Genomic DNA, 22,889 nt, shown 5'->3' with positions numbered 1-22,889 from the left:
AGGATATGTCGAAGCAACTAAATACAACGATTAAGGAAGTTCTAAATGAGTTAGCTAACGATCTGGAAACTGGGAACCTCGATTCAAAACCTAAGATTGGCTTAACGATTGACGGCAGTGAGCATGGGTTAGAAACGATGCATCAGGCAGTCAAACTGGCTCAGAGTCAGCAACTTTTTGACATTGTGGTGATTGGAACAGCGGTTGACTGGGCAGGTGTCGAAGTTGTTGCGACAACTTGTGAAGCGGATAACTATCAGAAGATGGAGGAGCTTTTGGCAAAAGGTTACATTCAAGGGTGCGTCACTTTGCATTACCCTTTTCCGATCGGCGTTTCAACGGTTGGTCGAGTGGTCACGCCGGCTCTGGGAAAAGAGATGTTTATTTCCACTACCACCGGAACCACAAGTTCAAATCGAAATGAAGCGATGGTTTTAAACGCGATCAATGGGATTGTGGCGGCAAAAGCCGCCGGCATCGAGCAGCCAACTTTAGGTATTTTAAATGTGGATGGAGCAAACAGTGTAGAGCGTGCTTTGAAGACTTTAGCTAATAATGGCTATCCGATCACTTTTTCGGAAAGTCACCGCAGTGATGGCGGCGTCATCATGCGTGGTAATGACTTATTATTCGGTAGCGTGGATGTGATGGTTTGTGATAGCTTAACCGGTAATATTCTGATGAAGATGTTTTCAGCTTTTCAGACAGGAGGCAATTACGAAGCAACCGGTTATGGCTACGGCCCCGGTATTGGCGAAGGGTACGAGGAGACTGTTTTGATAATTTCACGAGCAAGTGGAGCCACTGTCATAGCCAATGCGCTGATGTATGCCTATCAAATGGTTCAAGGACAACTGGTGGCAATCAGTAAACAAGAGTACGCCTTAGCCAATCGAGCCAAGTTAAAAGAAGTTCGTCAGTCCTTACAAGCTAAAACAGCTGTTGTCGCAGAGAGTGTTGTGGCTCCCGATAAAGAAGTGGTGACCGTTGAAATCAGTGGGATTGACGTCATCGCTTTAGAGGATGCTGTCACTTGCTTGTGGCAAGCTGGGATCTATGCTGAAAGTGGCATGGGGTGTACTGGCCCGATTGTGCTGGTTAATGAACAAAATGTGACTCAATCAAGGGAAGTTTTAGTTAAGGCAGAGTTTTTATAGGGAAAAGCCGCGTCACTCAACTGAGTAACGTGGCTTTTCTGACAAAAGAACGTGAGACAATAGTTGCGTTAGCGCCCTTAAAAGTGGTAAATTAACAGTGAAGATGTTTCGTGAAAGGAGCTGTCAGATGTCATTAAAGGAGCAAGCGTTGCGTTTACCTACTACACCGGGATGTTATATTATGCGCAATAAACGGCAAGAAATTATCTACATTGGCAAGGCAGTTAATTTAAAGCGCCGAGTCAGCAGTTATTTTAACAAGGTTGAACATGAAAAGACTCAGCGACTTGTTCATGAAATTGCTTATTTGGAAGTGATTCATCTCAATTCTGATGAGGAAGCGTTGGCTTTAGAAGCACTGCTAATTGCTCATTTTAAACCTTATTACAATCGGGCGCTAATCGCAGAGCGTCAATATACCTACCTCGAAATAACTGAGGAGCAAAATCCCCGCCTATTGCTCACTGAAAAGGTGACGGAAAGTGGTGACTATTTTGGGCCTTACGGTTCCAAACAGTTGGCGCAACTGCTGTACAATTTTTTAGAGCGAGAATTTCCCTTGTCCAAGTGTCAGCACAATAAAGGCCGTCCTTGTCTCTACGTCGATTTGGGCCTGTGTTTAGGCGGTTGTTATCGAGACGTTGACCCAGCCCTTTATCAGTTTCAACGAACTAATATTCGCGAATTTCTTCAGCTGCCTTTATCCCAGATGATCCAAGTTTTAGTCCAGGAGCGAGAGCGCCAGAGTCGGCAACAATCTTTTGAACGAGCCCAAGAAGTTCAGCTCTTAATCAGCATGCTTGAAAAGCAATTAAATCGTGAGCCAGCTCCAATGGTCTTAGAGGCCAATTGTGATTATTTGGGAATTAAACAAGTGCCCCAATTTTGTTTATTTCAAGTGTCGCATATTAGAAATGGCATCGTCTCTATCACCAATTGGTGGACAGTCCCAGGGGTGTTATCTGTTCAGCAGCAGTTGAGCAGTGTTCAGTCATACTTTAAGCACCCTAATCATCAGGCGACGACCTGCCTTTACATCCCCAAAGGGCTAAAACGGATATTTAAAGAGTCCTCCTTACCCATTCTTGTGGGAAGTGATCAGCTGGCGGATTATTTTTGGACCAAAACACAAAAAAATCTGGTGTTAGCTGAAAAGGTCTATCTGATCTTTGAGGAATTTTTAGCGAAACAAGCCCAGTAAAATAAGCGATTTCCGGGAGTTCAACAAAAGCCTTTCCTTCCATTACCAGTCTACTTCGAGGGAACACCTTGTTTGGCTTTTCTCGTTTTTTGGTTAATTGTCGTTTTTATTCTCCTTTTAGAGATAAAATGTTCAGAAAAAGCAGTGACAAAAATCGTGAGAAAAACTAGTATTTCAAGTTGGTTTATGATAAACTTATGAAGATGTCAATTAGTATAGAGCAAGGAGGAGTCACCCGTGTATAATTTTTTCTTAGGTCTGATGATTGTTATTTCAATTTTAATTATAATTGCTGTAATGATGCAACCAAGCAAGCAAAATAGTGCTGCTAGTGCATTTACAGGTGGAGCTGACCAGTTATTTGGTAAACAAAAAGCTCGTGGTTTTGAAGCAGTCATGCAAAAGCTTACAGCTATATTAGGCGTTAGCTGGGGCGTTGTTGCCTTAATTTTAGCCTTTTTATCATCTAAGTAAGAGATAAAAGCCTCCTGTAATTCAAACAGGAGGCTTTTTTAGGTATAATTATGGGAGTTAATCAAACAATCATATACAGCACGTCTCATAATCAGCAAGATAGTCAGCTCAAACTAGCGAGTGTGCCTAGTGGTGTGCTAAATTTAGGAGGAATGATTTGGTGAAGATTAATCAAGTAGCGCCAGAGACAACGTTTTTTGAAGGTGATTCGCGAGGCATTATTATTTTTCATGCCTACACTGGGAGCCCTAATGATGTCCGTTCATTGGGCCGTTCTTTAAATAATCAAGGGTATTCAGTTTTGTTGCCGCTATTTGCGGGGCATGGAACAACCCGTCCAGAAGACATTTTAGCAACAGGGCCAGCGTTATGGCAAAAAGATCTTGAAAGAAGTGTCCGAGTAATGATCGATCACGGTTGCTCACAATTGGCTGTGTTCGGCTTGTCCTTAGGTGGGATTTTTGCCATGAAGGCGTTGGAAACTTACCCGGAGTTGATCATCGGAGGTGGTCCTCTGTGTTCACCGATTGTTCCGGAATCTAAAACCAATATCGTGCCATCCTTTAAATTTTTTGCTAAAAAACTAATAGAAGAATCTGGTGCAAATGACTTGGAAAAACGCCAGCGACTAAGCGACATCGAGTTATCACTGACCGAACAGTTAAGTGAGATTAAAGAATTTACGACCCTTGTCTTTGATCAGCTAGCAACGGTTACTCAGCCAACCCTTTTGGTACAGGCTGGCAAAGATCAAATGATTGACCCACAAGACGTTTACCTGATGGAAAAAGCATTAGTTAACTCGTTAACTCAGGTGAAGTGGTATCCAGAGAGTGGTCATGTGATTACCATCGGACCAGCTCGCCAACAGTTGCAAACGGATGTGCTGACCTATCTGAACGGCTTGCCTTGGAAATAGGTGATTAAGCTTAGGCAAGGAAGATCAGCGTCACACCCTGTTCAGTGGTTGATGAGATAAAAATAATCGAATCAAGGCGAGACTAACAAGAAGAAAGCGAGTTGCCTTAAGGCCGACAGGCATCGGATCAACGGCACTCAAAAAGGAGAACTAATGAAAGAAACAATTAAAGATAAAATAATTAGTTTTATGGAAAACAGCTCAAAAAAAAGCTTTTCCATGGAACAAATAGCAGAAGGCCTTGGATTAAGTAAAGGGGAAGATTTTAAACTCCTAGTCCAAACCATCGCGAGTATGGAAAGGGATAAGTCTGTCACTTTCACTAATAAAGGCAAGATTAAGTTGCCGATCAGAGATATTTTAATAGAGGGGATATTCCGGGCAAATGAACGCGGCTTTGGTTTTGTCACAATTGATCCAGAAGAGGCAGATGTGTATGTGGCAAAAGAAAACACCAATTTTGCCTTAAATGGTGATACTGTCATGATCAGCATCATATCCCCTGCAGATCATTTGGAAGGAAAAACGGCCGAAGGCAAAGTACTTGAGATTGTCAAACGCTCCATGACCCAAGTCGTTGGTGAATTTGTCGCCTATGACGAAGAGGAGCGTCAACAAAGTGATCTTTATGGCTTTGTTGTGCCACAAGATAAGAAATTGAATACTTATAAAATTTTTATTGCGGCGGAAGGCATTCAACCAGTAGATGGCATGATTTGTGTGGTAGAAGTGACTCACTACCCAGAGCCAGATTATCCCAATTCTTTGGAGGGCTTGATTAAACAAACGGTTGGGCATAAAAATGATCCCGGGATGGACATCATGTCAATCGTCTTGCAACACGGCATCCCTACTAAATTTCCGGATGATGTATTGGCTCATGCGGAACAAATTCCCGATGAGATTACCGAGGAAGAGATTCAGGAGCGGCGTGACTTACGTGATCAAGTGATTGTCACGATTGATGGCGCTGATGCCAAAGATCTGGATGATGCGGTAACAGTCAAAAAGTTGGCAAATGGTCATTATTTTTTAGGGGTCCATATCGCTGATGTTTCTCACTATGTGACAGAAGGCAGTCCGATGGACATTGAAGCTTATGAACGTGCTACCAGCGTCTATTTGACAGATCGAGTGATTCCGATGATTCCGCATCGTTTATCCAATGGGATTTGTTCATTGAATCCCCAAGTTCCACGCCTAGCGATGAGTTGTGAAATGGAAATTGATGAATTGGGTCAAGTAGTCAAGTATGATATTTTTGAAAGTGTGATTCAAACGACAGAGCGCATGACATATACAGCTGTTAACGACATTTTACAAGATGACAAGGCTGAGACAATCGCGCGCTATCACGAACTGGTTCCCATGTTTCGAGAAATGGGTGACTTGCATCAGATCTTAGAAACCATGCGTTTGGAACGGGGGGCCATCTCATTTGAAGATCGGGAAGCCAGTATTCTGGTTGACGAAGTCGGCCATCCAGAAGAGATCGTGTTAAGAAGTCGCGGTGTCGGGGAACGATTGATTGAATCCTTTATGCTAATTGCCAATGAAACCATTGCTCGCCATTATCAGCAGGCCAAATTGCCATTTATTTATCGGATACACGAGCAACCAAAAGAAGATAAAATGCAACGGTTCTTTGAATTTGCCGCAAGTTTTGGTATTCTTATTAAAGGAACCAAAGAAGATATTACCCCCAAAGATTTACAGCGGGTGCTGGAGCAAGTGAAAGGGCGACCAGAAGAACCGGTCATCAATAAAATGCTATTGCGCAGCATGCAGCAAGCTCGCTATAGTGAAGATCCTGTCGGACATTATGGACTAGCGGCAGAGGACTACACTCATTTTACCTCACCGATCCGTCGTTACCCGGATTTAATCGTTCATCGCTTGATTAAAGCTTATCAGAATCAGCCTGTCAAAGAGGAAACAAAAGCCAAGTGGCAAGAGCATCTACCAGATATTGCCCTTCACAGTTCTCAGATGGAGCGCCGGGCGGTTGAGGCAGAGCGCGATACAGACAGTCTGAAAAAAGCTGAGTTTATGCAAGATAAAGTCGGCGAAGAGTTTCCTGGTGTGATTGGCTCAATCACGAAGTTTGGAATGTTTATTGAGTTGCCAAATACGGTTGAAGGACTGATCCACATCAATAAATTGGATGATTACTTTCATTATGTGGAGAGTCATCTTGCACTGGTTGGAGAACGGACAGGTGTGACGTATCGCATCGGTCAAAAAGTAGTGATCAAGGTAGCTAAGGCCGATCCAACTACACGGGAAATCGATTTTGAACTGATTTCCACCGAAGACAACTCTGACCAAGCCCAAATTGTCGTACCGAAACAGCAACAGCGCGGACGTCGCCAACCCAAAGGGGACAAGGAAAGCCGCAAACAAGGCGGCCGTGGCAAGTCACAAGATCACCGTCCCAAACAAAAAGCAGGCAAGAAAAAAGCGACTGGCAAGAAACCCTTTTATAAAGAAGTCGCAAAAAAGAAAAAAGGCAAGAAAAAGAAAGCTAAGTAGTGTGTAAGCGACCAAACAGGTGAACTTGATGAGCGGTAAATCACCCGTTTACGATCATTGCACTATTACGACTTATAATCAGGAGGTGGCGTAATGCCAAAGGGAGAAGGGCAGTTAATTGCTCAAAATCGTAAGGCCCGTCATGACTATACCATCATCGATACAATAGAAGCGGGAATCGTCTTAAAAGGGACCGAAATCAAAGCGATCCGTGCATCGCGCATCAATTTGAAAGACGGCTTTGCCCGAATTCGCAATGGTGAGGTCTACTTGTCAAATGTTCATATCAGCCCATACGAGCAAGGGAATCTTTTTAATCACGATCCCCTAAGGACGCGGAAGTTATTGATGCACCGCAAACAAATTGACCGTTTAATAGGTGAAACTAAGAACACGGGTGTCACCTTAGTACCTTTAAAAGTTTACATAAAAAATGGCTTTGCAAAGGTTTTAATCGGCATTGCCAAAGGGAAAAAACAATACGATAAACGGGAAGATCTAAAACGGAAAGATATTAAACGTGAAATCGATCGCACGTTAAAAAATAGATTTTAACGAGCTCTTAACAATTGCCAGTTATGACCGATAAATATAACAAGATTAATCGTTAGTTTCTGAGTGTTAAGCTGGATTTTGAAATTAATGAGAAATTAATGAGAGTCAGGTGAATTCCTGGCTCTATTTTTAAGCCTTAAAATATCCTGTACACTAATTTAATGGTAAACTAAAGGTACCGATATTTCGCCCTGGTAATTAACTGGGCAGTAATATCACGCTAATTAAGTAGCTAAAGGTAGGTATTTTATTTTACTTATATGAGGTAGCGTTGATTTAGTAAGATTTAGTGAGATAAATTCACATATTTCTTTTAAAAGCGCTAAATATTTGTTACGATAGAGGCGTAGGTGACTTTTTATGCGAGAGGAGAAATGAGCACATAAGGTTAGGAAATGGTGAATTAAATTAGGGAAATAAAAATGTGAAAACTAAAGGAGATTGAATAAAAAAACAAGCAAATGGTTACCATAAATTTTTGTTTATGAAAAAATGATAATTTTCATGAAAAAGCTTTGTCTTTTAAGTGTAATGGTGGTATCATAAGCAATGTTGAATAGCAATAAGTAATAGTCCAATAAGTTAAAACTTATACAAACTTTTTCTCTATTAACTTTGTTATTTTTATAATCTTCTCTTTGGAAAAGAGGTGAAGTAATATGGAAGAATCATCCTGGATTGTTCGAAATGTTTTGGGATCAGGGCTGGATGTCGATGTTACAGTATGTTTGATGATTTTGCTGACGTGTGCAATTATTTTCGGCGTCGTCTACTTCTGTTCTCGGAATCTACAACTGAAACCAACTGGGAAACAAAATTTCTTAGAAATGGTTATTGATTTTGTTCGCAAGATATTATCTGATAACTTGCCAAGCAAAGAAGTAAATAATTATCATTTGCTGGCTTTTACCTTATTTCTATTTATTCTAGTTTCCAACATTCTAGGTTTGGTGACAAAAATTGGCATGCACAACCCTCAGGGAGAAGAAATCGTTTATTGGAAGAGTCCGACGGCTGATCCGTTAGTTACCTTAACGCTTGCGGCGATCGTGATTCTGTTAACGAATTATTTCGGAATGAAAAAATTTGGAATTAAAGGGTATTTCCAAAACAGTTTTGCAGAGCCAGCAAAGTTTTTAATGCCGATTAAACTGATGGAAGAATTTACTAACGTCTTGACATTAGGCCTCCGTCTTTACGGAAATATTTATGCCGGTGAAGTACTACTGACGTTGATTTCAAATCTTGCAAGTAGCAAAGGGTTCTTGACCTTTATCCCCGCGCTGCCGTTACAGATGATTTGGATAGGGTTCTCAGTCTTTATAGGAGCGATTCAAGCGTTTATCTTTGTCACATTATCAATGGTGTATCTCTCACATAAAGTCGTAGCAGAACACTAAACACAGTACACAATAAAAAAATAATAGAGAGTTATTTTTAGGAGGAAATTTATTATGAATTACATCGCAGCATCTATCGCAGTTTTTGGGTCAGCTATCGCAGCCGCTTACGGTAACGGTAAAGTTATTTCTAAAACCTTGGAATGTATGGCACGTCAACCAGAAATGTCTGGTGAATTAAGAAGTACCATGTTTATCGGTGCCGGTTTGATTGAAGCTGTGCCAATTTTAGGGATTGTTGTAGCGTTATTATTAGTATTCTTAGGTTCATAAGATAATACTTACGAAGGCAGGACGCCGAACTTTCGGACAACCGTCTCTGCTTTCTTTCTATATGATTGAGAGAGGAAGTGCGCACGATTATGATCAACCATTTAGTCGTAGGTAGTGTTCCATCAACTACCCTTTTTACGATGTTTTTTGTAAGTTTGTCATTTTTATGCCTGATGCTACTGATAAAAAAGTTTGCGTGGGGGCCGATTACGAAGATGCTCGAGGACCGAGCGACTAAGATCGCCAATGATATTGATGGAGCGGAACAAGCAAAACTAGAAGCGGATACGTTTGCTAAAAAGAGTGAAACGGAGTTAAATCAAGCAAAAGCGGAAGCTGCTGCCATTATCAAACGTGCGAAAGAAAATGCTGAACACAGCGCTGACAGCATTGTAGCGGCTGCTAGACAAGAGGCACAAAATTATCGTGATAAAGCCCATAAAGACATTGCGATAGAAAGAGAACAACTGATTGAATCTGCTCGTCGTGAAGTCGCAGATTTGTCTATCCAAGTAGCCGGTAAGATCTTGAAAAAAGAATTAAATAAAGAAACCCATACGGAATTGATTAATTCTTATATTGAAGGGCTGGGATTGCAAAATGAAGACTGAGAACTTAACGATTGATCGTCGTTATGGGAAAGTTCTTTATGATACCTCTAAAGAAGAGCATCAATTAGATGAAATTCATGAAGAGTTAGTAGCCTTACGAGAGATTTACGAAGAGGTACCGGAGCTTGGCCGAATCTTAAGTGACGACCGATTAGAACCTTTTGAAAAAGTCGATATTTTGCATGAGTTGGATAAAGACTTTGGCGAAACAGTCTCTAAATTTTTACGGGTTATTTACGAGTATGGCCGGATGGCTGAAATCCCTCAAATCATCGATGAATTTGAACACTTTTATTATGATAACAAAGGTATTTTAGTCGCTGAAGTAACCTCTGCAGTTGAACTCACAGATGAACAAAGCGAACGGATTGAAGCAGAAATTGCCAAGCGTTATGATTATAAAAAAGTGAAATTAAAGAAAAAAATTGATCCTGATATTTTAGGTGGATTAATCGTCAGTGCTAATCACAAAGTAATTGATAACAGTGTCAAAAAACAATTAGATGCGATGCACAAAGAGCTATTAAAGTAGCAGTGAAATGAGAAAAAAGAGGTGACAATCAGTGAGCATAAAAGCAAAAGAAATTAGTGCGCTCATTAAACAACAGATCGCCAATTACGCAGACGCTTTGGCTGTAGATGAAGTCGGTGTCGTAACCTACGTTGGTGACGGTATTGCTCGCGCCTATGGGTTAGAGAATGCCATGAGTGGCGAACTATTAGAATTTTCAAATGGCTCATACGGAATGGCTCAAAACCTAGAATCAAATGATGTTGGGATTATTATTTTAGGCGACTTTGAGACGATTCGTGAAGGGGATAAAGTTAAACGAACTGGTCGGATTATGGAAGTACCTGTCGGTGATGCGATGATCGGGCGGGTAATCAACGCTTTAGGATTGCCAGTTGACGGGCTAGGCGATATTAAAACGACCAACACTCGTCCGATTGAAGCCACTGCTCCAGGAGTTATGCAACGTCAATCGGTTGATCAGCCTTTACAGACAGGACTTAAAGCGATTGATGCTTTAGTACCAGTCGGTCGCGGACAACGTGAACTGATCATCGGTGACCGTAAAACAGGCAAAACAACGGTTGCGATTGACACGATCATCAACCAAAAAGGTCAAGACATGATCTGTATTTATGTGGCCATCGGTCAGAAAGAATCAACGGTTAGAGCTCAAGTTGAAACCTTAAAGCGCTATGGTGCCATGGATTATACGATTGTTGTCACTGCTAGTGCCTCACAACCGGCGCCCTTACTTTATATCGCCCCTTATGCTGGTGCTGCGATTGGTGAAGAATTTATGTATCAAGGGAAACATGTCTTAGTTGTTTACGATGATTTATCTAAACAAGCGGCAGCTTACCGGGAACTTTCTTTACTCTTACGTCGTCCGCCAGGTCGGGAAGCCTATCCAGGAGATGTTTTCTACCTGCATTCCCGTTTGCTGGAACGTGCCGCTAAATTGAGCGATGATTTAGGGGGTGGGTCAATGACGGCTTTGCCTTTCGTTGAAACTCAAGCAGGTGATATTTCAGCTTACATTCCAACGAACGTTATCTCGATAACAGATGGTCAGATTTATCTGCAAAATGATTTGTTCTATTCAGGTGTCCGTCCGGCCGTTGATGCTGGGTTATCAGTGTCACGTGTAGGAGGCTCTGCTCAAATCAAAGCCATGAAAAAAGTCGCAGGAACTCTACGACTGGATTTAGCTAGTTATCGTGAATTAGAAGCCTTTACCCAATTTGGATCTGACTTGGACGCCGCCACACAAGCTAAATTAAACCGTGGGCGTCGAACAGTTGAAATCTTAAAACAAGACATTCATAGCCCGATCGCTGTTGAAAAACAAGTGACCATTTTATACGCCTTAACCCATGGTTTCTTGGACAGCATTCCTGTAGATGATATTTTACGTTTTGAAAAGGAATTATTTGACTTTATCGATGATAATTATCCTGATATCTTTGCTCATATCCGTGAAACTAAAAATCTACCTGAGTCAGCTGATCTTGATGCCGCTATCGGAGAGTATCAAGGAATGTTTTTAGCGACAAATAAGGTAGCGGAGAGTGCTGACGCTTAGAAAGATGGTGAATGAGTGTGGCTGAATCATTAATTGAAATTAAACGAAAAATCACCTCGACCAAAAAAACCAGCCAAATTACGAGTGCGATGCAGATGGTCTCTGGCTCTAAATTGAACAAATCGGAAGCCTCATCCCGTAATTTTCAGCGGTATTCAGAAAAAGTTCGGGAAATTGTCACACATTTGGCAGCAACCCAACTGGAATACATTGAAGGGGATGCGGAGATTGATTTATTTGAAGACGTTGACCCAGATGACTATCACAGTATGTTAGTATCGCGACCGATTAAAAAAACAGGTTATATCGTGATTACGGCTGACAAAGGCTTAGCAGGTGGTTACAACAGCTCGGTAATCAAGCAAACGTTGAACATGTTAGCAGAAGACCATGACAGTGATCAAGAGTACGTCATGATGGCGATTGGCAGTGCAGGAGCGGATTTTTTTAAAAGCCGCGGCATGAACATGGCCTATGAACTTCGTGGTTTAAGCGATCATCCAACCTTTGAAGAAGTCCGAAAAATCGTAAAAGCAGCAGTTCAGATGTACGAAAACGAAATTTTTGATGAGTTATATGTCTGCTACAATCACCATATTAACTCATTGGCGTCACAGTTTCGAGCGGAAAAAATGTTGCCTATCTCCGACTTGGATGCAGGTGAGGTCAAAGATTATGAGCTTGAGTATATTCTTGAGCCTAGTGAAGAAGCAATTCTTGACAAATTACTACCTCAGTATGCTGAAAGTTTGATTTATGGCGCCATTTTAGACGCTAAAACCGCTGAACATGCCGCTCGGATGACGGCGATGAAGAGCGCAACAGATAATGCAAAAAATATTATTGACGATTTAACTATTTCATATAACCGTGCCCGCCAAACAGCGATTACCCAAGAAATTACGGAAATCGTAGGCGGAGCAGCGGCATTAGAGTAGTGACGGGAGGAAATGTGGAATGAATTCAGGCAAGATTGTTCAAGTAATCGGTCCCGTTGTCGACGTGGAGTTTCCATTAGATCAATCCTTACCAGACATTAACAATTCGTTAATTGTCTACAAAGCAAATTCGAAACAAAAGGTGGTCTTAGAAGTCGCTCTTGAACTTGGTGATGGCGTGATTCGCTCGATTGCCATGGAATCAACAGATGGCTTACAAAGAGGGATGGAAGTGCTGGATACCGGCGCGTCTATTTCCGTCCCAGTCGGTAAAGAGACCTTAGGTCGTGTCTTTAACGTCTTGGGCGAAACCATTGATTTGGAAAAACCATTTGCCGATGATGTTGAAAAAAGCAGTATTCATAAAAAAGCACCAACTTTTTCTGAATTAGCAACAAGTTCTGAACTGTTAGAAACAGGGATTAAAGTCATCGATTTATTGGCACCTTACTTAAAAGGTGGTAAAGTCGGACTTTTCGGTGGTGCCGGTGTTGGTAAAACCGTGTTAATCCAAGAACTAATTAATAATATCGCCCAAGAACATGGGGGAATCTCTGTGTTTACTGGTGTGGGTGAGCGAACTCGTGAAGGAAATGACCTTTATTACGAGATGAAAGAGTCTGGCGTTATTGAAAAGACGGCCATGGTCTTTGGTCAGATGAATGAGCCACCAGGTGCACGGATGCGGGTTGCGCTAACTGGTTTGACGATTGCGGAATATTTCCGTGATGTTGAAGGTCAGGATGTGTTATTGTTTATTGACAATATTTTCCGTTTCACCCAAGCAGGTTCAGAAGTGTCGGCTCTTTTAGGTCGGATGCCCTCTGCCGTTGGTTACCAGCCTACTCTTGCAACAGAAATGGGGCAATTACAAGAACGGATTACCTCGACGCAAAAAGGGTCGATCACGTCTATTCAAGCGATTTATGTGCCAGCGGATGATTATACCGATCCGGCACCCGCAACGGCTTTTGCCCATTTAGATGCAACGACGAACTTAGAGCGTCGCTTAACCGAGATGGGAATCTATCCGGCTGTTGACCCACTAGCGTCAACTTCAAGTGCTTTGGCACCGGAAATTGTCGGCGATGAACATTATAAGACAGCGACAGAAGTGCAACACATCTTGCAACGTTACCGCGAATTGCAAGATATCATTGCAATCTTGGGAATGGACGAGCTATCAGACGAAGAAAAAATCTTAGTTGGGCGTGCTCGTCGTATTCAATTCTTCTTATCACAAAACTTCCACGTAGCCGAACAATTTACGGGTCAAAAAGGCTCTTATGTTCCTGTTAAGGAAACGGTTCGCGGCTTTAAGGAAATTCTTGCCGGGAAATACGATGAATTACCAGAAGAAGCCTTCCGAAGTGTCGGTAGTATTGAAGAAGTAGTCGAAAAAGCCAAATCATTAGGCTATTAAGAATGGAGGTAGAACTATGGCTCACTTAAAAGTAGAGATAGTGACTCCAGATGGTCTTAGCTATGAAAATCCTGAAGCGCAATTAGTAGTGGTTCGGACGATCGATGGCGAGTTGGGAATTTTACCCAATCACGCCCCGATTATCGTGCCATTGTCGATTGATGAAGTTCGTATTAAAAACGACCGTGATAGCAAAGAACAAGATATTGTGGCAATTAATGGTGGCATTATGGAAGTACGTGATAATATTTTGACGATTATTGCAGATAGTGCGGAAAAACCAAGCGATATCGATGTTTCTCGAGCAGAACGTGCCAAACAACGAGCGGAAGAGATTATCGAAGAGGCTAAAAAAGAACACGATATTGATCAGTTACGCCGGGCAGAAGTTGCCTTATCACGTGCAATTAACCGGATTAACGTGTCGCGTAAATAGTTAAATACCAGATGAGAATGTGATAATTCTTATCTGGTGTTTTTTTTGTGGAGCAAACAAAGGAGTATCAGTGGGTCTAGTCGTAATCTCTTCGTTTAATCACCTGAATATTGAGATGATTTCCGTTCGTTAAATGTATGTATAGTATTAAGAATGCTGTAAATTCGCTAGTTTAAGACTTCTTTTTAGGCACTCTTTCTTTTTTTTTTTCATTAACTATGCTAAACTATAAACAGTTTCAAAAATATAAAGGAGGATCGACCCTATGCAAGTTTATGGAATTGATGCCTTAGTCAGATTAGTCAGTCACTTTGCCTTTGTGTACTTAACTTTTTGGGCCATGCAATCATTGCGTACTGAGTCCTTCTTTAAACAAACAAACACGACGCGAATTCGCATGTTGTTCTTGCTGATCTCGTTTGCAATTGGGTTTACAGCCAGTTCTTTTTTCTTGGAATGCATGACATTAGTGCGTAATTTTATGTTAACAATAGTACAACCGTAAGACAGTCATATTAAAATATGATGATTGTACTGTCAATGATTCGCAAGGTATGTTATACTAGTCGGAGTTTGTTTGAAAATATCTTGGGGGGAACACGATGGATCATATTATTGTTCAAGGCGGCAACCAGCTAAAAGGAAATGTTAAAATTGAGGGTGCGAAGAACGCAGTCTTGCCTATCTTAGCAGCTAGCCTATTGGCAGAAGAGGGAATGACGACGTTAGAAAATGTCCCGATCTTATCCGATGTTTTTATGATGAAAGAAGTAATTAAACATTTAAATACAGAAATTAACTTTGATGAAGATAATAACACGATGACAATTGATGCCAGCCGTCCATTATTGGATGAGGCGCCATACGAATACGTCAGTCAAATGAGAGCCTCGATCGTGGTCATGGGACCACTATTAGCGCGAAACAACCACGCACGCGTGGCGATGCCAGGTGGCTGTGCCATCGGTTCACGTCCAATTGACTTGCACTTAAAAGGATTCCAAGCACTAGGAGCCACCATCAAACAAGAAGATGGCTACATTGAAGCACATGCTGAAAACGGCTTAGTTGGCGCTCGTATTTATTTGGATTTTCCAAGTGTTGGGGCCACGCAAAATATCATGATGGCCGCCGTTCGTGCCAAAGGGACAACCACCATCGAAAACGTTGCAAGAGAACCTGAAATTGTCGATCTCGCAAATGTCTTAAACAAGATGGGAGCGAAGATCAGTGGTGCCGGAACTGAAACCATGAAAATCGATGGTGTCGAGCGGTTAGTCGCGGTTTCTCACCGGATCGTGCAAGATCGGATCGAAGCAGGCACCTTTATGGTTGCCGCCGCTATGACAGAAGGTGATGTTTACATCGAAGAAGCAATGATTGAGCACAATGGTCCATTAGTCTCAAAATTGCGAGAAATGGGTGTTGAAGTCATTGATGAAGGGGATGGCATCCGTGTTATTGGTCCTAAAACCCTAAAATCCACTGACATTAAGACTCTGCCTCATCCAGGTTTTCCAACGGATATGCAAGCGCAGATGAGTGCGTTGCAAACCGTAGCCGAAGGTACTAGTGTGGTCACAGAAACCGTTTTTGAGAATCGTTACCAACATCTAGTTGAAATGGCTAAAATGGGAGCGGATTTCAAGATTGACAATAATGTCGCTTATATTTACAACCGTTCAACCTTACATGGAGCAGAAGTTGCTGCCACAGATTTGCGTGCCGCTGCTGCCTTGGTTTTAGTAGGCTTAGTAGCTGAAGATCAGACTAAAGTGACTCATTTAGAATACTTGGATCGTGGCTACTACAATTTCCATGAGAAATTGAGAAGTCTAGGCGCTAAAATTGAACGCTATGATCGTTTAGGTAATGTCGTAGTGGCAAAAAAAGTTATCAGCAGTGAAAAAGTCTAAATAATCAATATCAAGGAGCTCATCTATGGGTACATCGACAAAATATGTCCTAAAACAATTATTGAAAATAATCATTGTGATTGCCCTCATACTTGGCTTGTTTGTAGCAGGTACGATGATCGGTTATGGGGTCATCGGTGATGGCAAATCAAAGGATGTCTTTAAGGAAGAAACCTGGACCCATATTACTGATTTCTTTAAATAAGCCGTGCCGTGGACAGAACGATGTTCACGGCCTTTTATTTGATTTTTGGGGACATCGTTATATTGGCCGTGGCTACAGAAGAAAGTTGCGTGTTGATGAGAAGTGTTAGGGGAAAACGATAGGGGCATAGTTATGAAAAAAATTATTATTAGTGTGGTTACATTTTATCAAAGACGAATCTCTCCAGGGGTGCCTCGTCGTTGTCGTTATCATCCGACCTGTTCTCAATACATGGTGGATGCGGTAGGCACTCACGGTGCTTTTAAGGGGTTTGTCATGGGGCTGGGCCGAATCTTAAGGTGTCACCCTTTTATTCGAGGCGGCATCGATTATGTCCCCTTTAAGTTTACGCTACGGCGAAACCCGGACCAAGAGTATCACGGACCCTATGATCGGAGGTTAAAAGATGAGCATCACTGTGATCACAAACACTGAGGAATACCCGTGGGAGCTGTTACTATTAGCAGATCCTGAGCGGGGAAAAGTGGCAGTCTATCTTGAGACATCCACGGTCTACGTCTATCGGGAAGGGCCAAAAGTCGTTGGCGTGATCGTGATCCAAAGGCAGTCAGCCACTCAGTATGAAGTCATGAATTTAGCTGTTGCCGAGGAATCTCAAGGGCGAGGGATTGGCCGTCAATTATTAACCTATGGTATCGGACAACTTCAAGATGAGCTTGTTCCAGTAAAAGTTGTGATTAAGACGGGAGACATTTCAGGTCCAGCATTGAGCCTTTACCAACATCTGGGATTTACGGTGAAAGAGGTCATCGAAAACTACTTTATTGAGCATTATTCTGAACCGATTTATGAAGCAGGACAATTACTTAAACATCAAGTTATTCTAGAAAAAATTATTTAAACAAGGTATACTCATAGAGGAAAGATTATCATGAAGCGAGGGGAACATATGTCAGTTTTAGTTTTTGACTGGGGCGGTACAGGAATCAAGCATGGATTGTGGAAAAATGATCGGTTGGAGCAACAAGAACAGTTTCCGACACCCAAGACATGGCAAGACTTAAAAAGCCAAATGAAAGCGGTAAAAGACGGTTTTTCAGAGGAAGACTTAGAAGGCGTTGCGATTAGTGCGCCTGGGGCAGTTAATAGTCAAAAGGGAGTGATTGAAGGGATTAGTGCCATTCCTTATATTCACCACTTCCCAATTCAAGCTGAATTAGAAGCGTATTTTGGTTTACCAGTGGCTTTTGAGAATGATGCCAACTCTGCAGGGATGGCGGAAGTTTGGAAAGGGGCCGCTCGAGAGTATCAAGATGTCTTGTTTTTAGTTTTAGGAACAGGCGTAGGCGGCGCGATTATTAAAAACGGTCAAGTGGAAAAAGGCGCTCACCTCTATGGCGGCGAATTTGGTTTGATTTACCTCGATGGCAACCAGACCTTTAGCGGGGTCGGGACAGCTGTTAAAATGGCTGATCGTTATTGTCTCCGTCATGATTTAGAAAAAGGGAGCGTCTCTGGTGAAGAGGTCTTTCGTTTAGCTACTGAGGGAGACGAGATCGCTGCAGAAGAAGTTGAAAATTTTTACAATTACGTGGCAAGAGGGGTCTTTAGCTTACAATTTACCTTGGACCCGGAATGTATCGTGATCGGTGGCGGTGTCTCTGCCAAACCTGGTTTGTTAGAGGAGGTCAATCGGCGCGTGCTAGAACTGTTTGCAGATCATGAAATTATTGACTTTGAACCAGTCATTAAAACCTGTGAATTTAAAAATGATGCCAATTTAATTGGGGCCGTTGCCAATTTTTATCAGCAACAGACCCTTAGCTAGATGATCGAGAGAGGCCTACTTGATTAGGGAATGACAGGCCATCAGAAATGATGAACAGATTCCCTTAGTCAGATAGCCTCTCTTTTTTTACAACTTTGTGAAGAAATCGATAAAACGATTATTCGTTTCTGCCTGATGGATTTCCAGAAATAGCGAAATTTTGGCGTTCATTACGGCATAACTGCACAAAATTGACCTGCCCAAAAATGCAGATGTGAATAGTTGAAAACGAATTGTCAGAAAATTCTTGACATTAGATGCAATATCCCTTATATTAAGATACATCTTAAATTTATTTTTAAAGAGATACTAATACACGGGGGTTTTATTATGAAGAAAAAATTTGGATTTTTGATGGCAGCGTCGATGTTGCTATTGGCTGCTTGTGGCGGTGGTGATAGTGCTGGCTCAGCAGGTAGCGGTAACGCTGCTGGAAAAGATGATAAAGAAATTAAAATCGGGGTCAACCTTGAGTTATCAGGGGCGGTTTCGGCTTATGGTATTCAAGAAAAAGAAGGCATTGAGTTAGCGGTTAAAAAGATCAATGACGATGGTGGGATTTTAGGCAAACCAATTAAGCTAGTGGTCAAAGACAACAAATCAGAAACTGGCGAGGCCGTTTCCGTTGCCGCAAGTTTGACCAATGATGGTGTCGTGGCGATAATTGGGCCAGCGACTTCAGGTGCTACTAAAGCGACGATTCCCAACTTGACTAAAGCCCAGGTCCCAGCAATTACACCTTCAGGGACCGACGATGCGATCACGGTTGCCAATGAAACGGTTCAAGAGTTTATCTTTAGAACTTGTTATCAGGATTCATTCCAAGGAAGCATCTTGGCTAAATATGCTTCAGATAACCTTGGGGGTAAAAAAGCAGTTATTATTGGTGATAATTCAAGTGACTACGGTAAAGGTCTAACAAAAGCCTTTAAAGATACCTTTACAGGTGAGGTTGTGGCCAACGAAAACTTTGTTGAAAAGGACAAAGATTTTAAAGCAACTTTGACGAAAATCAAAGACAAAGACTTTGATTTCATCTACATTCCAGGGTATTACACAGAAGCTGGTTTGATCATTAAACAAGCACGGGAAATGGGCATTACCCAGCCGATTTTAGGGGCAGATGGTTTCTCTGATCCTAAGTTAGTTGAAATTGCTGGAGCTGAAAATGTCAACGAAGTATACTACACGTCTCACTTCTCTGAAAATGCGCCTGCCACGGATAAAGTGGCCGATTTTGTGAAAGACTTTAAAGCAGAGTATAAAGATAAAACACCAAGCTCATTTAACGCCTTGGCTTATGACTCTGTTTACATGCTAAAAGATGCGATTGAAGCAGCTGGCGAAGCAGACAGTGTGAAAATCAAAGATGAATTGGCTAAACTAAAAGATTTTGTCGGTGTTACCGGTAAAATGTCGATCGATAAAGATCACAACCCTGAGAAAGCTGCAGTAGTAATTGGTTTGACAGAAGGAAAAGAAACCAGTTCTGATATTGTTGAACCGTAAAGGGAATAAATCGCTTGTTTAACGACTAACAAGCAAAGGGGAGAGGGTGAGACGACTGTCTCTCCCTCTTTATAACTTTAGAATGGAAGGGATGCATTATGGATATATTCTTTCAACAGCTGATCAATGGGCTTTCATTAGGGAGTATTTATGCTCTGATTGCTCTAGGCTATACGATGGTATATGGTATTATTAAATTGATTAACTTTGCCCATGGTGAGATTTACATGTTAGGGGCGTTTATCGGCTATTATTTAATTTCAAAAATTGGGTTGCCTTTTTTACCGGCCCTCTTACTTTCAATGATTAGTTGCTCAATCATTGGTGTTTTGATTGAGTTTTTGGCTTATCGGCCATTACGAGGCTCCACTCGGATTGCGGCCTTAATTACCGCAATTGGCGTGTCCTTTTTGATCCAAAATTTAATGGTTTATTTTGTAGGGCCAGAAGTGCGAGCCTTCCCTCAAGCCATTAAACCGAAAAATTATGACTTAGGCTTATTCGAAATCAGCAATATTCAAGTGATCATCTTGGTGACAACCATTGTGCTAATGGTTTTATTGCAATTCATCGTTAAAGGAACCAAGATGGGAAAAGCGATGCGTGCGGTTAGTGTCGACCCAGATGCAGCTAAGTTAATGGGCATTAACGTCGACCGCACTATATCATTTACCTTTGCGATTGGGTCGGCCTTAGCGGCAGCTGCCGGTGTTCTAATTGGACTCTATTACAACAGCATTGACCCGTTGATGGGTGTCACCCCAGGCTTGAAAGCCTTCGTGGCCGCCGTCTTTGGAGGGATTGGGATTATTCCAGGAGCCGCCTTAGGTGGGTTTGCCATCGGCGTGATTGAAACCTTTATCAGTGGCTCTCCAATTGAAGGCATGGCTCAGTATAAAGATGCCATCGTCTATGGGATTCTAATCGTTATTTTACTAATTAAACCAGCAGGCTTACTTGGTAAAAATGTTAAAGAGAAAGTTTAGGTGATGACAGATGAAAAAGAATTTACGATATAATGTTGTCTGGCTAGGCCTAGCAGTTGCTGTCTATTTGCTTATTATGCTATTTCAACAAATCGGCGTTATCAATCCAGTGATTCAGGATTTACTGATTACCATTGGGATCAACGTGATTTTGGCTAGTGGCTTGAACTTGATCATCGGTTTTTCTGGGCAGTTCTCCCTAGGACATGCTGGCTTTATGGCGATTGGTGCCTATGCAACTGGGATGGTTGCCAACAAGTTGCCTGGACTTTTAGGATTCTTTCTGAGTATTTTAGTGGGAATGGTCATTGCTGGCGCAGTTGCTGGCATGGTTGGTGTGCCAACCTTGCGGCTCAAAGGCGATTATCTGGCCATCGCAACACTTGGGATTGCGGAGATTATCCGCATTGTGATCGTCAATGGCAATGACCAGTCAGACGGCGGTTTATTTGCCACTGGCGGTGCTGCTGGCATCTTTGGAATTGAAGCTTTTGCGAATTGGCAAATGGTGTTTGTGTTTATGGTGATTACGACGGTTGTGATTGCCAATTATATTCATAGCGGACCAGGTCGAGCAACCCTGGCCATTCGGGAAGATGAGATCGCGGCAGAATCTATGGGCGTCAATACAACGAAATATAAAGTGACTGCCTTTATTATTGGCGCCATGACGGCTAGTGTTGCTGGTTCGTTACATGCCAGTTATGTGGGCATGATTATTCCAAAAGATTTTGCCTTTATGAAATCGGTAGATATTTTAATTATCGTTGTTTTCGGCGGCATCGGCAGTTTAACAGGTACCTTTGTGGCAGCTATTTTGCTAGGGGTATTGAACTACTTCCTGCGGGATATCGGTGAATTACGAATGATTATCTATTCGTTGTTGCTGATCATTATCATGATTTTTAAACCAGGTGGGTTGCTTGGAACGTGGGAATTTTCAGTTAAAAAACTGTTGAATAAAAAGGGAACAGGGGGCGATGACCATGTCACTACTGGAAGTAAGTAATTTAACGAAAAACTTTGGTGGCTTGGCTGCCGTTTCCAATGTGAATATCGAGTTGGTAGAAAATGAATTAGTCGGCCTAATCGGACCGAACGGTGCCGGCAAGACCACCTTATTTAACTTGCTGACAGGCGTATACGAGCCTTCTGAAGGGACCGTCAAGCTGACCATCGACGGTCAAGAAGCAGTCTTAAATGGCAAGAAGCCCTACGTGATTGCCGCTTTAGGGTTGAGTCGAACGTTTCAAAATATTCGCTTGTTTAAAGATTTAACGGTCATGGATAATGTCTTGATTGCCATGAACGGCAAAAATAAAGTCGGACTCTTGACTAGCATGTTACGTCTGCCAAAATTTTATGCAAAAGAGGCAGAGATGCGGCGCAAAGTAATCGAACTCTTGGCGATCTTCGATTTGGAAGATAAAATTGACACCTTGGCGAAAAACTTACCATATGGTGAACAAAGACGGTTGGAAATTGTTCGCGCCTTAGCAACGGAACCGAAAGTGCTGTTTTTAGACGAACCAGCTGCCGGTATGAACCCCCAGGAGACAGCAGAATTGACCAAGTTGATTCGCAAAATTCAACAGGAGTTCGGCATTACCATCTTGTTGATCGAACACGACATGTCTTTAGTGATGGATGTATGCGAACGATTGTATGTTTTGGAATATGGTCGTTTGATCGCCAAAGGGACACCAGAAGAGATAAAAAATGATCCAAAAGTAATTCAAGCGTATTTAGGCGGTGAGTTGTAATGTTAAAAGTAAACGATATTTCGGTTCATTACGGCGTGATTGAAGCTGTTAGAAAAATCACCTTTGAAGTAAACCAAGGTGAAATCGTCTCCCTAGTTGGGGCGAATGGCGCTGGCAAAACCACTATTTTAAGAACGATTTCCGGCTTGATCCGACCGACTACTGGCACAGTTGAATTTGAGGGGGTGGCGATTGAAAAAGTGCCGCCTCAAAAAATTGTGGCTGCTGGTCTCTCTCAAGTTCCAGAAGGTCGTCATATTTTCCCAGGCTTAACAGTTTTGGAAAATTTAGAGATGGGCGCCTTCTTGCGCAAAAATAAAGAAGAAAACAAAAAGATGATGAAAGAAGTGTTTGAGCGTTTTCCGATTTTAGCTGAACGGAAAGGCCAAGACGCCTCGACCCTCTCAGGAGGCGAACAACAGATGTTAGCCATGGGGCGAGCGCTGATGTCACAACCTAAATTACTCCTCTTAGACGAGCCCTCAATGGGGTTGGCGCCGATCTTTATTAAAGAGATCTTCAACATCATTCAAGATATCCAAAAACAAGGAACTACGGTCTTATTGATTGAACAAAATGCTAATATGGCTTTGTCAATTGCTGATCGAGGTTATGTCTTGGAAACGGGGAAAATTGTGTTAAGTGGAACTGGCCAAGAATTGCTAGCAAGTGAAGAGGTTCAGAAAGCATACTTAGGAGGTTAACT

The 22,889-nt window shown here is 42.0% G+C and carries 25 protein-coding genes; all 25 read left to right on the top strand.

What is annotated here, in order from left to right:
• The first annotated feature begins 5 nt into the window (after positions 1-5).
• The 25 genes from grdD (at position 6) to I6N95_RS24420 (ending at position 22,887) form a co-directional block, all read left to right on the top strand.
• Positions 6-1,157: a glycine/sarcosine/betaine reductase complex component C subunit alpha gene (gene grdD / locus I6N95_RS24540; RefSeq protein ID WP_209532445.1), complete on the top strand. Its 1,152-nt coding sequence runs from the start codon at positions 6-8 to the stop codon at positions 1,155-1,157.
• Between the two features lie 127 nt (positions 1,158-1,284).
• Positions 1,285-2,358: a GIY-YIG nuclease family protein gene (locus I6N95_RS24535; RefSeq protein ID WP_209532443.1), complete on the top strand. Its 1,074-nt coding sequence runs from the start codon at positions 1,285-1,287 to the stop codon at positions 2,356-2,358.
• A 237-nt stretch (positions 2,359-2,595) separates the two neighbouring features.
• Positions 2,596-2,832 (top strand): preprotein translocase subunit SecG, encoded by a 237-nt coding sequence (gene secG, locus I6N95_RS24530; protein WP_209532441.1) that lies wholly within the window; start codon positions 2,596-2,598, stop codon positions 2,830-2,832.
• Between the two features lie 160 nt (positions 2,833-2,992).
• A complete protein-coding gene (locus I6N95_RS24525; protein WP_209532440.1) occupies positions 2,993-3,751 on the top strand; it encodes an alpha/beta hydrolase in 759 nt (252 codons plus the stop codon).
• Between the two features lie 153 nt (positions 3,752-3,904).
• The gene (gene rnr / locus I6N95_RS24520; protein ID WP_209532438.1) at positions 3,905-6,283 is read left to right on the top strand and encodes a ribonuclease R; all 2,379 of its coding nucleotides are present in this window, start codon (positions 3,905-3,907) and stop codon (positions 6,281-6,283) included.
• Between the two features lie 93 nt (positions 6,284-6,376).
• Complete coding sequence (smpB, locus tag I6N95_RS24515; protein ID WP_209532436.1) at positions 6,377-6,838, top strand: SsrA-binding protein SmpB; 462 nt, start codon at positions 6,377-6,379, stop codon at positions 6,836-6,838.
• A 659-nt stretch (positions 6,839-7,497) separates the two neighbouring features.
• Positions 7,498-8,238: a F0F1 ATP synthase subunit A gene (atpB, locus tag I6N95_RS24510; protein ID WP_209532434.1), complete on the top strand. Its 741-nt coding sequence runs from the start codon at positions 7,498-7,500 to the stop codon at positions 8,236-8,238.
• Positions 8,239-8,292: 54 nt separating this feature from the next.
• Positions 8,293-8,511: a F0F1 ATP synthase subunit C gene (atpE, locus tag I6N95_RS24505; protein WP_209532433.1), complete on the top strand. Its 219-nt coding sequence runs from the start codon at positions 8,293-8,295 to the stop codon at positions 8,509-8,511.
• Between the two features lie 89 nt (positions 8,512-8,600).
• On the top strand, positions 8,601-9,122 hold the full coding sequence (atpF, locus tag I6N95_RS24500) for a F0F1 ATP synthase subunit B (protein WP_209532431.1): 522 nt from the start codon (positions 8,601-8,603) through the stop codon (positions 9,120-9,122).
• Positions 9,112-9,654: an ATP synthase F1 subunit delta gene (atpH, locus tag I6N95_RS24495; RefSeq protein ID WP_209532429.1), complete on the top strand. Its 543-nt coding sequence runs from the start codon at positions 9,112-9,114 to the stop codon at positions 9,652-9,654. Before atpF ends, atpH begins: the two co-directional genes overlap by 11 nt.
• A gap of 31 nt (positions 9,655-9,685) precedes the next feature.
• A complete protein-coding gene (gene atpA, locus I6N95_RS24490) occupies positions 9,686-11,218 on the top strand; it encodes a F0F1 ATP synthase subunit alpha (protein WP_209532427.1) in 1,533 nt (510 codons plus the stop codon).
• Positions 11,219-11,235: 17 nt separating this feature from the next.
• Positions 11,236-12,156 carry a F0F1 ATP synthase subunit gamma gene (locus tag I6N95_RS24485; protein ID WP_209532527.1) on the top strand — a complete coding sequence of 307 codons (921 nt, stop codon included), beginning with the start codon at positions 11,236-11,238 and terminating at the stop codon, positions 12,154-12,156.
• A 19-nt stretch (positions 12,157-12,175) separates the two neighbouring features.
• Positions 12,176-13,579 (top strand): F0F1 ATP synthase subunit beta, encoded by a 1,404-nt coding sequence (atpD, locus tag I6N95_RS24480; protein WP_209532425.1) that lies wholly within the window; start codon positions 12,176-12,178, stop codon positions 13,577-13,579.
• A 16-nt stretch (positions 13,580-13,595) separates the two neighbouring features.
• Positions 13,596-14,015, top strand: coding sequence for a F0F1 ATP synthase subunit epsilon (locus tag I6N95_RS24475; RefSeq protein ID WP_209532423.1), 420 nt, complete (start codon positions 13,596-13,598; stop codon positions 14,013-14,015).
• Between the two features lie 265 nt (positions 14,016-14,280).
• The gene (locus I6N95_RS24470; RefSeq protein ID WP_209532421.1) at positions 14,281-14,520 is read left to right on the top strand and encodes a DUF1146 family protein; all 240 of its coding nucleotides are present in this window, start codon (positions 14,281-14,283) and stop codon (positions 14,518-14,520) included.
• 97 nt (positions 14,521-14,617) lie between these two features.
• Positions 14,618-15,931 (top strand): UDP-N-acetylglucosamine 1-carboxyvinyltransferase, encoded by a 1,314-nt coding sequence (murA, locus tag I6N95_RS24465; protein ID WP_209532419.1) that lies wholly within the window; start codon positions 14,618-14,620, stop codon positions 15,929-15,931.
• 25 nt (positions 15,932-15,956) lie between these two features.
• Entirely contained in the window at positions 15,957-16,136 is a 180-nt protein-coding gene (locus tag I6N95_RS24460) for a DNA-directed RNA polymerase subunit beta (protein WP_209532417.1), read from the top strand.
• A 132-nt stretch (positions 16,137-16,268) separates the two neighbouring features.
• Positions 16,269-16,571: a membrane protein insertion efficiency factor YidD gene (gene yidD / locus I6N95_RS24455; protein WP_209532415.1), complete on the top strand. Its 303-nt coding sequence runs from the start codon at positions 16,269-16,271 to the stop codon at positions 16,569-16,571.
• Positions 16,543-16,998, top strand: coding sequence for a GNAT family N-acetyltransferase (locus tag I6N95_RS24450; RefSeq protein WP_209532413.1), 456 nt, complete (start codon positions 16,543-16,545; stop codon positions 16,996-16,998). Before yidD ends, I6N95_RS24450 begins: the two co-directional genes overlap by 29 nt.
• Positions 16,999-17,046: 48 nt before the next feature.
• Positions 17,047-17,925, top strand: coding sequence for an ROK family protein (locus tag I6N95_RS24445; RefSeq protein WP_209532524.1), 879 nt, complete (start codon positions 17,047-17,049; stop codon positions 17,923-17,925).
• Between the two features lie 330 nt (positions 17,926-18,255).
• Positions 18,256-19,434 (top strand): ABC transporter substrate-binding protein, encoded by a 1,179-nt coding sequence (locus I6N95_RS24440; RefSeq protein WP_209532411.1) that lies wholly within the window; start codon positions 18,256-18,258, stop codon positions 19,432-19,434.
• A 98-nt stretch (positions 19,435-19,532) separates the two neighbouring features.
• The gene (locus tag I6N95_RS24435) at positions 19,533-20,420 is read left to right on the top strand and encodes a branched-chain amino acid ABC transporter permease (RefSeq protein ID WP_209532409.1); all 888 of its coding nucleotides are present in this window, start codon (positions 19,533-19,535) and stop codon (positions 20,418-20,420) included.
• A gap of 10 nt (positions 20,421-20,430) precedes the next feature.
• Entirely contained in the window at positions 20,431-21,429 is a 999-nt protein-coding gene (locus I6N95_RS24430) for a branched-chain amino acid ABC transporter permease (protein WP_209532407.1), read from the top strand.
• Positions 21,407-22,183: an ABC transporter ATP-binding protein gene (locus I6N95_RS24425; RefSeq protein WP_209532405.1), complete on the top strand. Its 777-nt coding sequence runs from the start codon at positions 21,407-21,409 to the stop codon at positions 22,181-22,183. The genes I6N95_RS24430 and I6N95_RS24425 overlap by 23 nt, the downstream gene beginning before the upstream one ends.
• Positions 22,183-22,887 carry an ABC transporter ATP-binding protein gene (locus tag I6N95_RS24420; RefSeq protein ID WP_209532403.1) on the top strand — a complete coding sequence of 235 codons (705 nt, stop codon included), beginning with the start codon at positions 22,183-22,185 and terminating at the stop codon, positions 22,885-22,887. The genes I6N95_RS24425 and I6N95_RS24420 overlap by 1 nt, the downstream gene beginning before the upstream one ends.
• The last annotated feature ends 2 nt before the right edge of the window (positions 22,888-22,889 follow it).

The sequence above is a fragment of the Vagococcus allomyrinae genome (assembly GCF_017829975.1).
GTDB classification, from domain to species: Bacteria; Bacillota; Bacilli; order Lactobacillales; family Vagococcaceae; genus Vagococcus_D; species Vagococcus_D allomyrinae.
This window is presented reverse-complemented; position numbering and strand designations above follow the sequence as displayed.

Bases quoted from the DNA above. Each gene is read 5' to 3' on its own strand.
- I6N95_RS24470 (WP_209532421.1), top strand. From the start codon at position 14,281: ATGCAAGTTTATGGAATTGATGCCTTAGTCAGATTAGTCAGTCACTTT.
- I6N95_RS24535 (WP_209532443.1), top strand. From the start codon at position 1,285: ATGTCATTAAAGGAGCAAGCGTTGCGTTTACCTACTACACCGGGATGT.
- I6N95_RS24420 (WP_209532403.1), top strand. From the start codon at position 22,183: ATGTTAAAAGTAAACGATATTTCGGTTCATTACGGCGTGATTGAAGCT.
- I6N95_RS24430 (WP_209532407.1), top strand. From the start codon at position 20,431: ATGAAAAAGAATTTACGATATAATGTTGTCTGGCTAGGCCTAGCAGTT.
- atpB (WP_209532434.1), top strand. From the start codon at position 7,498: ATGGAAGAATCATCCTGGATTGTTCGAAATGTTTTGGGATCAGGGCTG.
- atpF (WP_209532431.1), top strand. From the start codon at position 8,601: ATGATCAACCATTTAGTCGTAGGTAGTGTTCCATCAACTACCCTTTTT.
- I6N95_RS24450 (WP_209532413.1), top strand. From the start codon at position 16,543: ATGAGCATCACTGTGATCACAAACACTGAGGAATACCCGTGGGAGCTG.
- grdD (WP_209532445.1), top strand. From the start codon at position 6: ATGTCGAAGCAACTAAATACAACGATTAAGGAAGTTCTAAATGAGTTA.
- I6N95_RS24475 (WP_209532423.1), top strand. From the start codon at position 13,596: ATGGCTCACTTAAAAGTAGAGATAGTGACTCCAGATGGTCTTAGCTAT.
- I6N95_RS24425 (WP_209532405.1), top strand. From the start codon at position 21,407: ATGTCACTACTGGAAGTAAGTAATTTAACGAAAAACTTTGGTGGCTTG.
- rnr (WP_209532438.1), top strand. From the start codon at position 3,905: ATGAAAGAAACAATTAAAGATAAAATAATTAGTTTTATGGAAAACAGC.
- I6N95_RS24440 (WP_209532411.1), top strand. From the start codon at position 18,256: ATGAAGAAAAAATTTGGATTTTTGATGGCAGCGTCGATGTTGCTATTG.
- I6N95_RS24445 (WP_209532524.1), top strand. From the start codon at position 17,047: ATGTCAGTTTTAGTTTTTGACTGGGGCGGTACAGGAATCAAGCATGGA.
- atpH (WP_209532429.1), top strand. From the start codon at position 9,112: ATGAAGACTGAGAACTTAACGATTGATCGTCGTTATGGGAAAGTTCTT.
- I6N95_RS24460 (WP_209532417.1), top strand. From the start codon at position 15,957: ATGGGTACATCGACAAAATATGTCCTAAAACAATTATTGAAAATAATC.
- murA (WP_209532419.1), top strand. From the start codon at position 14,618: ATGGATCATATTATTGTTCAAGGCGGCAACCAGCTAAAAGGAAATGTT.
- atpD (WP_209532425.1), top strand. From the start codon at position 12,176: ATGAATTCAGGCAAGATTGTTCAAGTAATCGGTCCCGTTGTCGACGTG.
- yidD (WP_209532415.1), top strand. From the start codon at position 16,269: ATGAAAAAAATTATTATTAGTGTGGTTACATTTTATCAAAGACGAATC.
- I6N95_RS24435 (WP_209532409.1), top strand. From the start codon at position 19,533: ATGGATATATTCTTTCAACAGCTGATCAATGGGCTTTCATTAGGGAGT.
- smpB (WP_209532436.1), top strand. From the start codon at position 6,377: ATGCCAAAGGGAGAAGGGCAGTTAATTGCTCAAAATCGTAAGGCCCGT.
- atpE (WP_209532433.1), top strand. From the start codon at position 8,293: ATGAATTACATCGCAGCATCTATCGCAGTTTTTGGGTCAGCTATCGCA.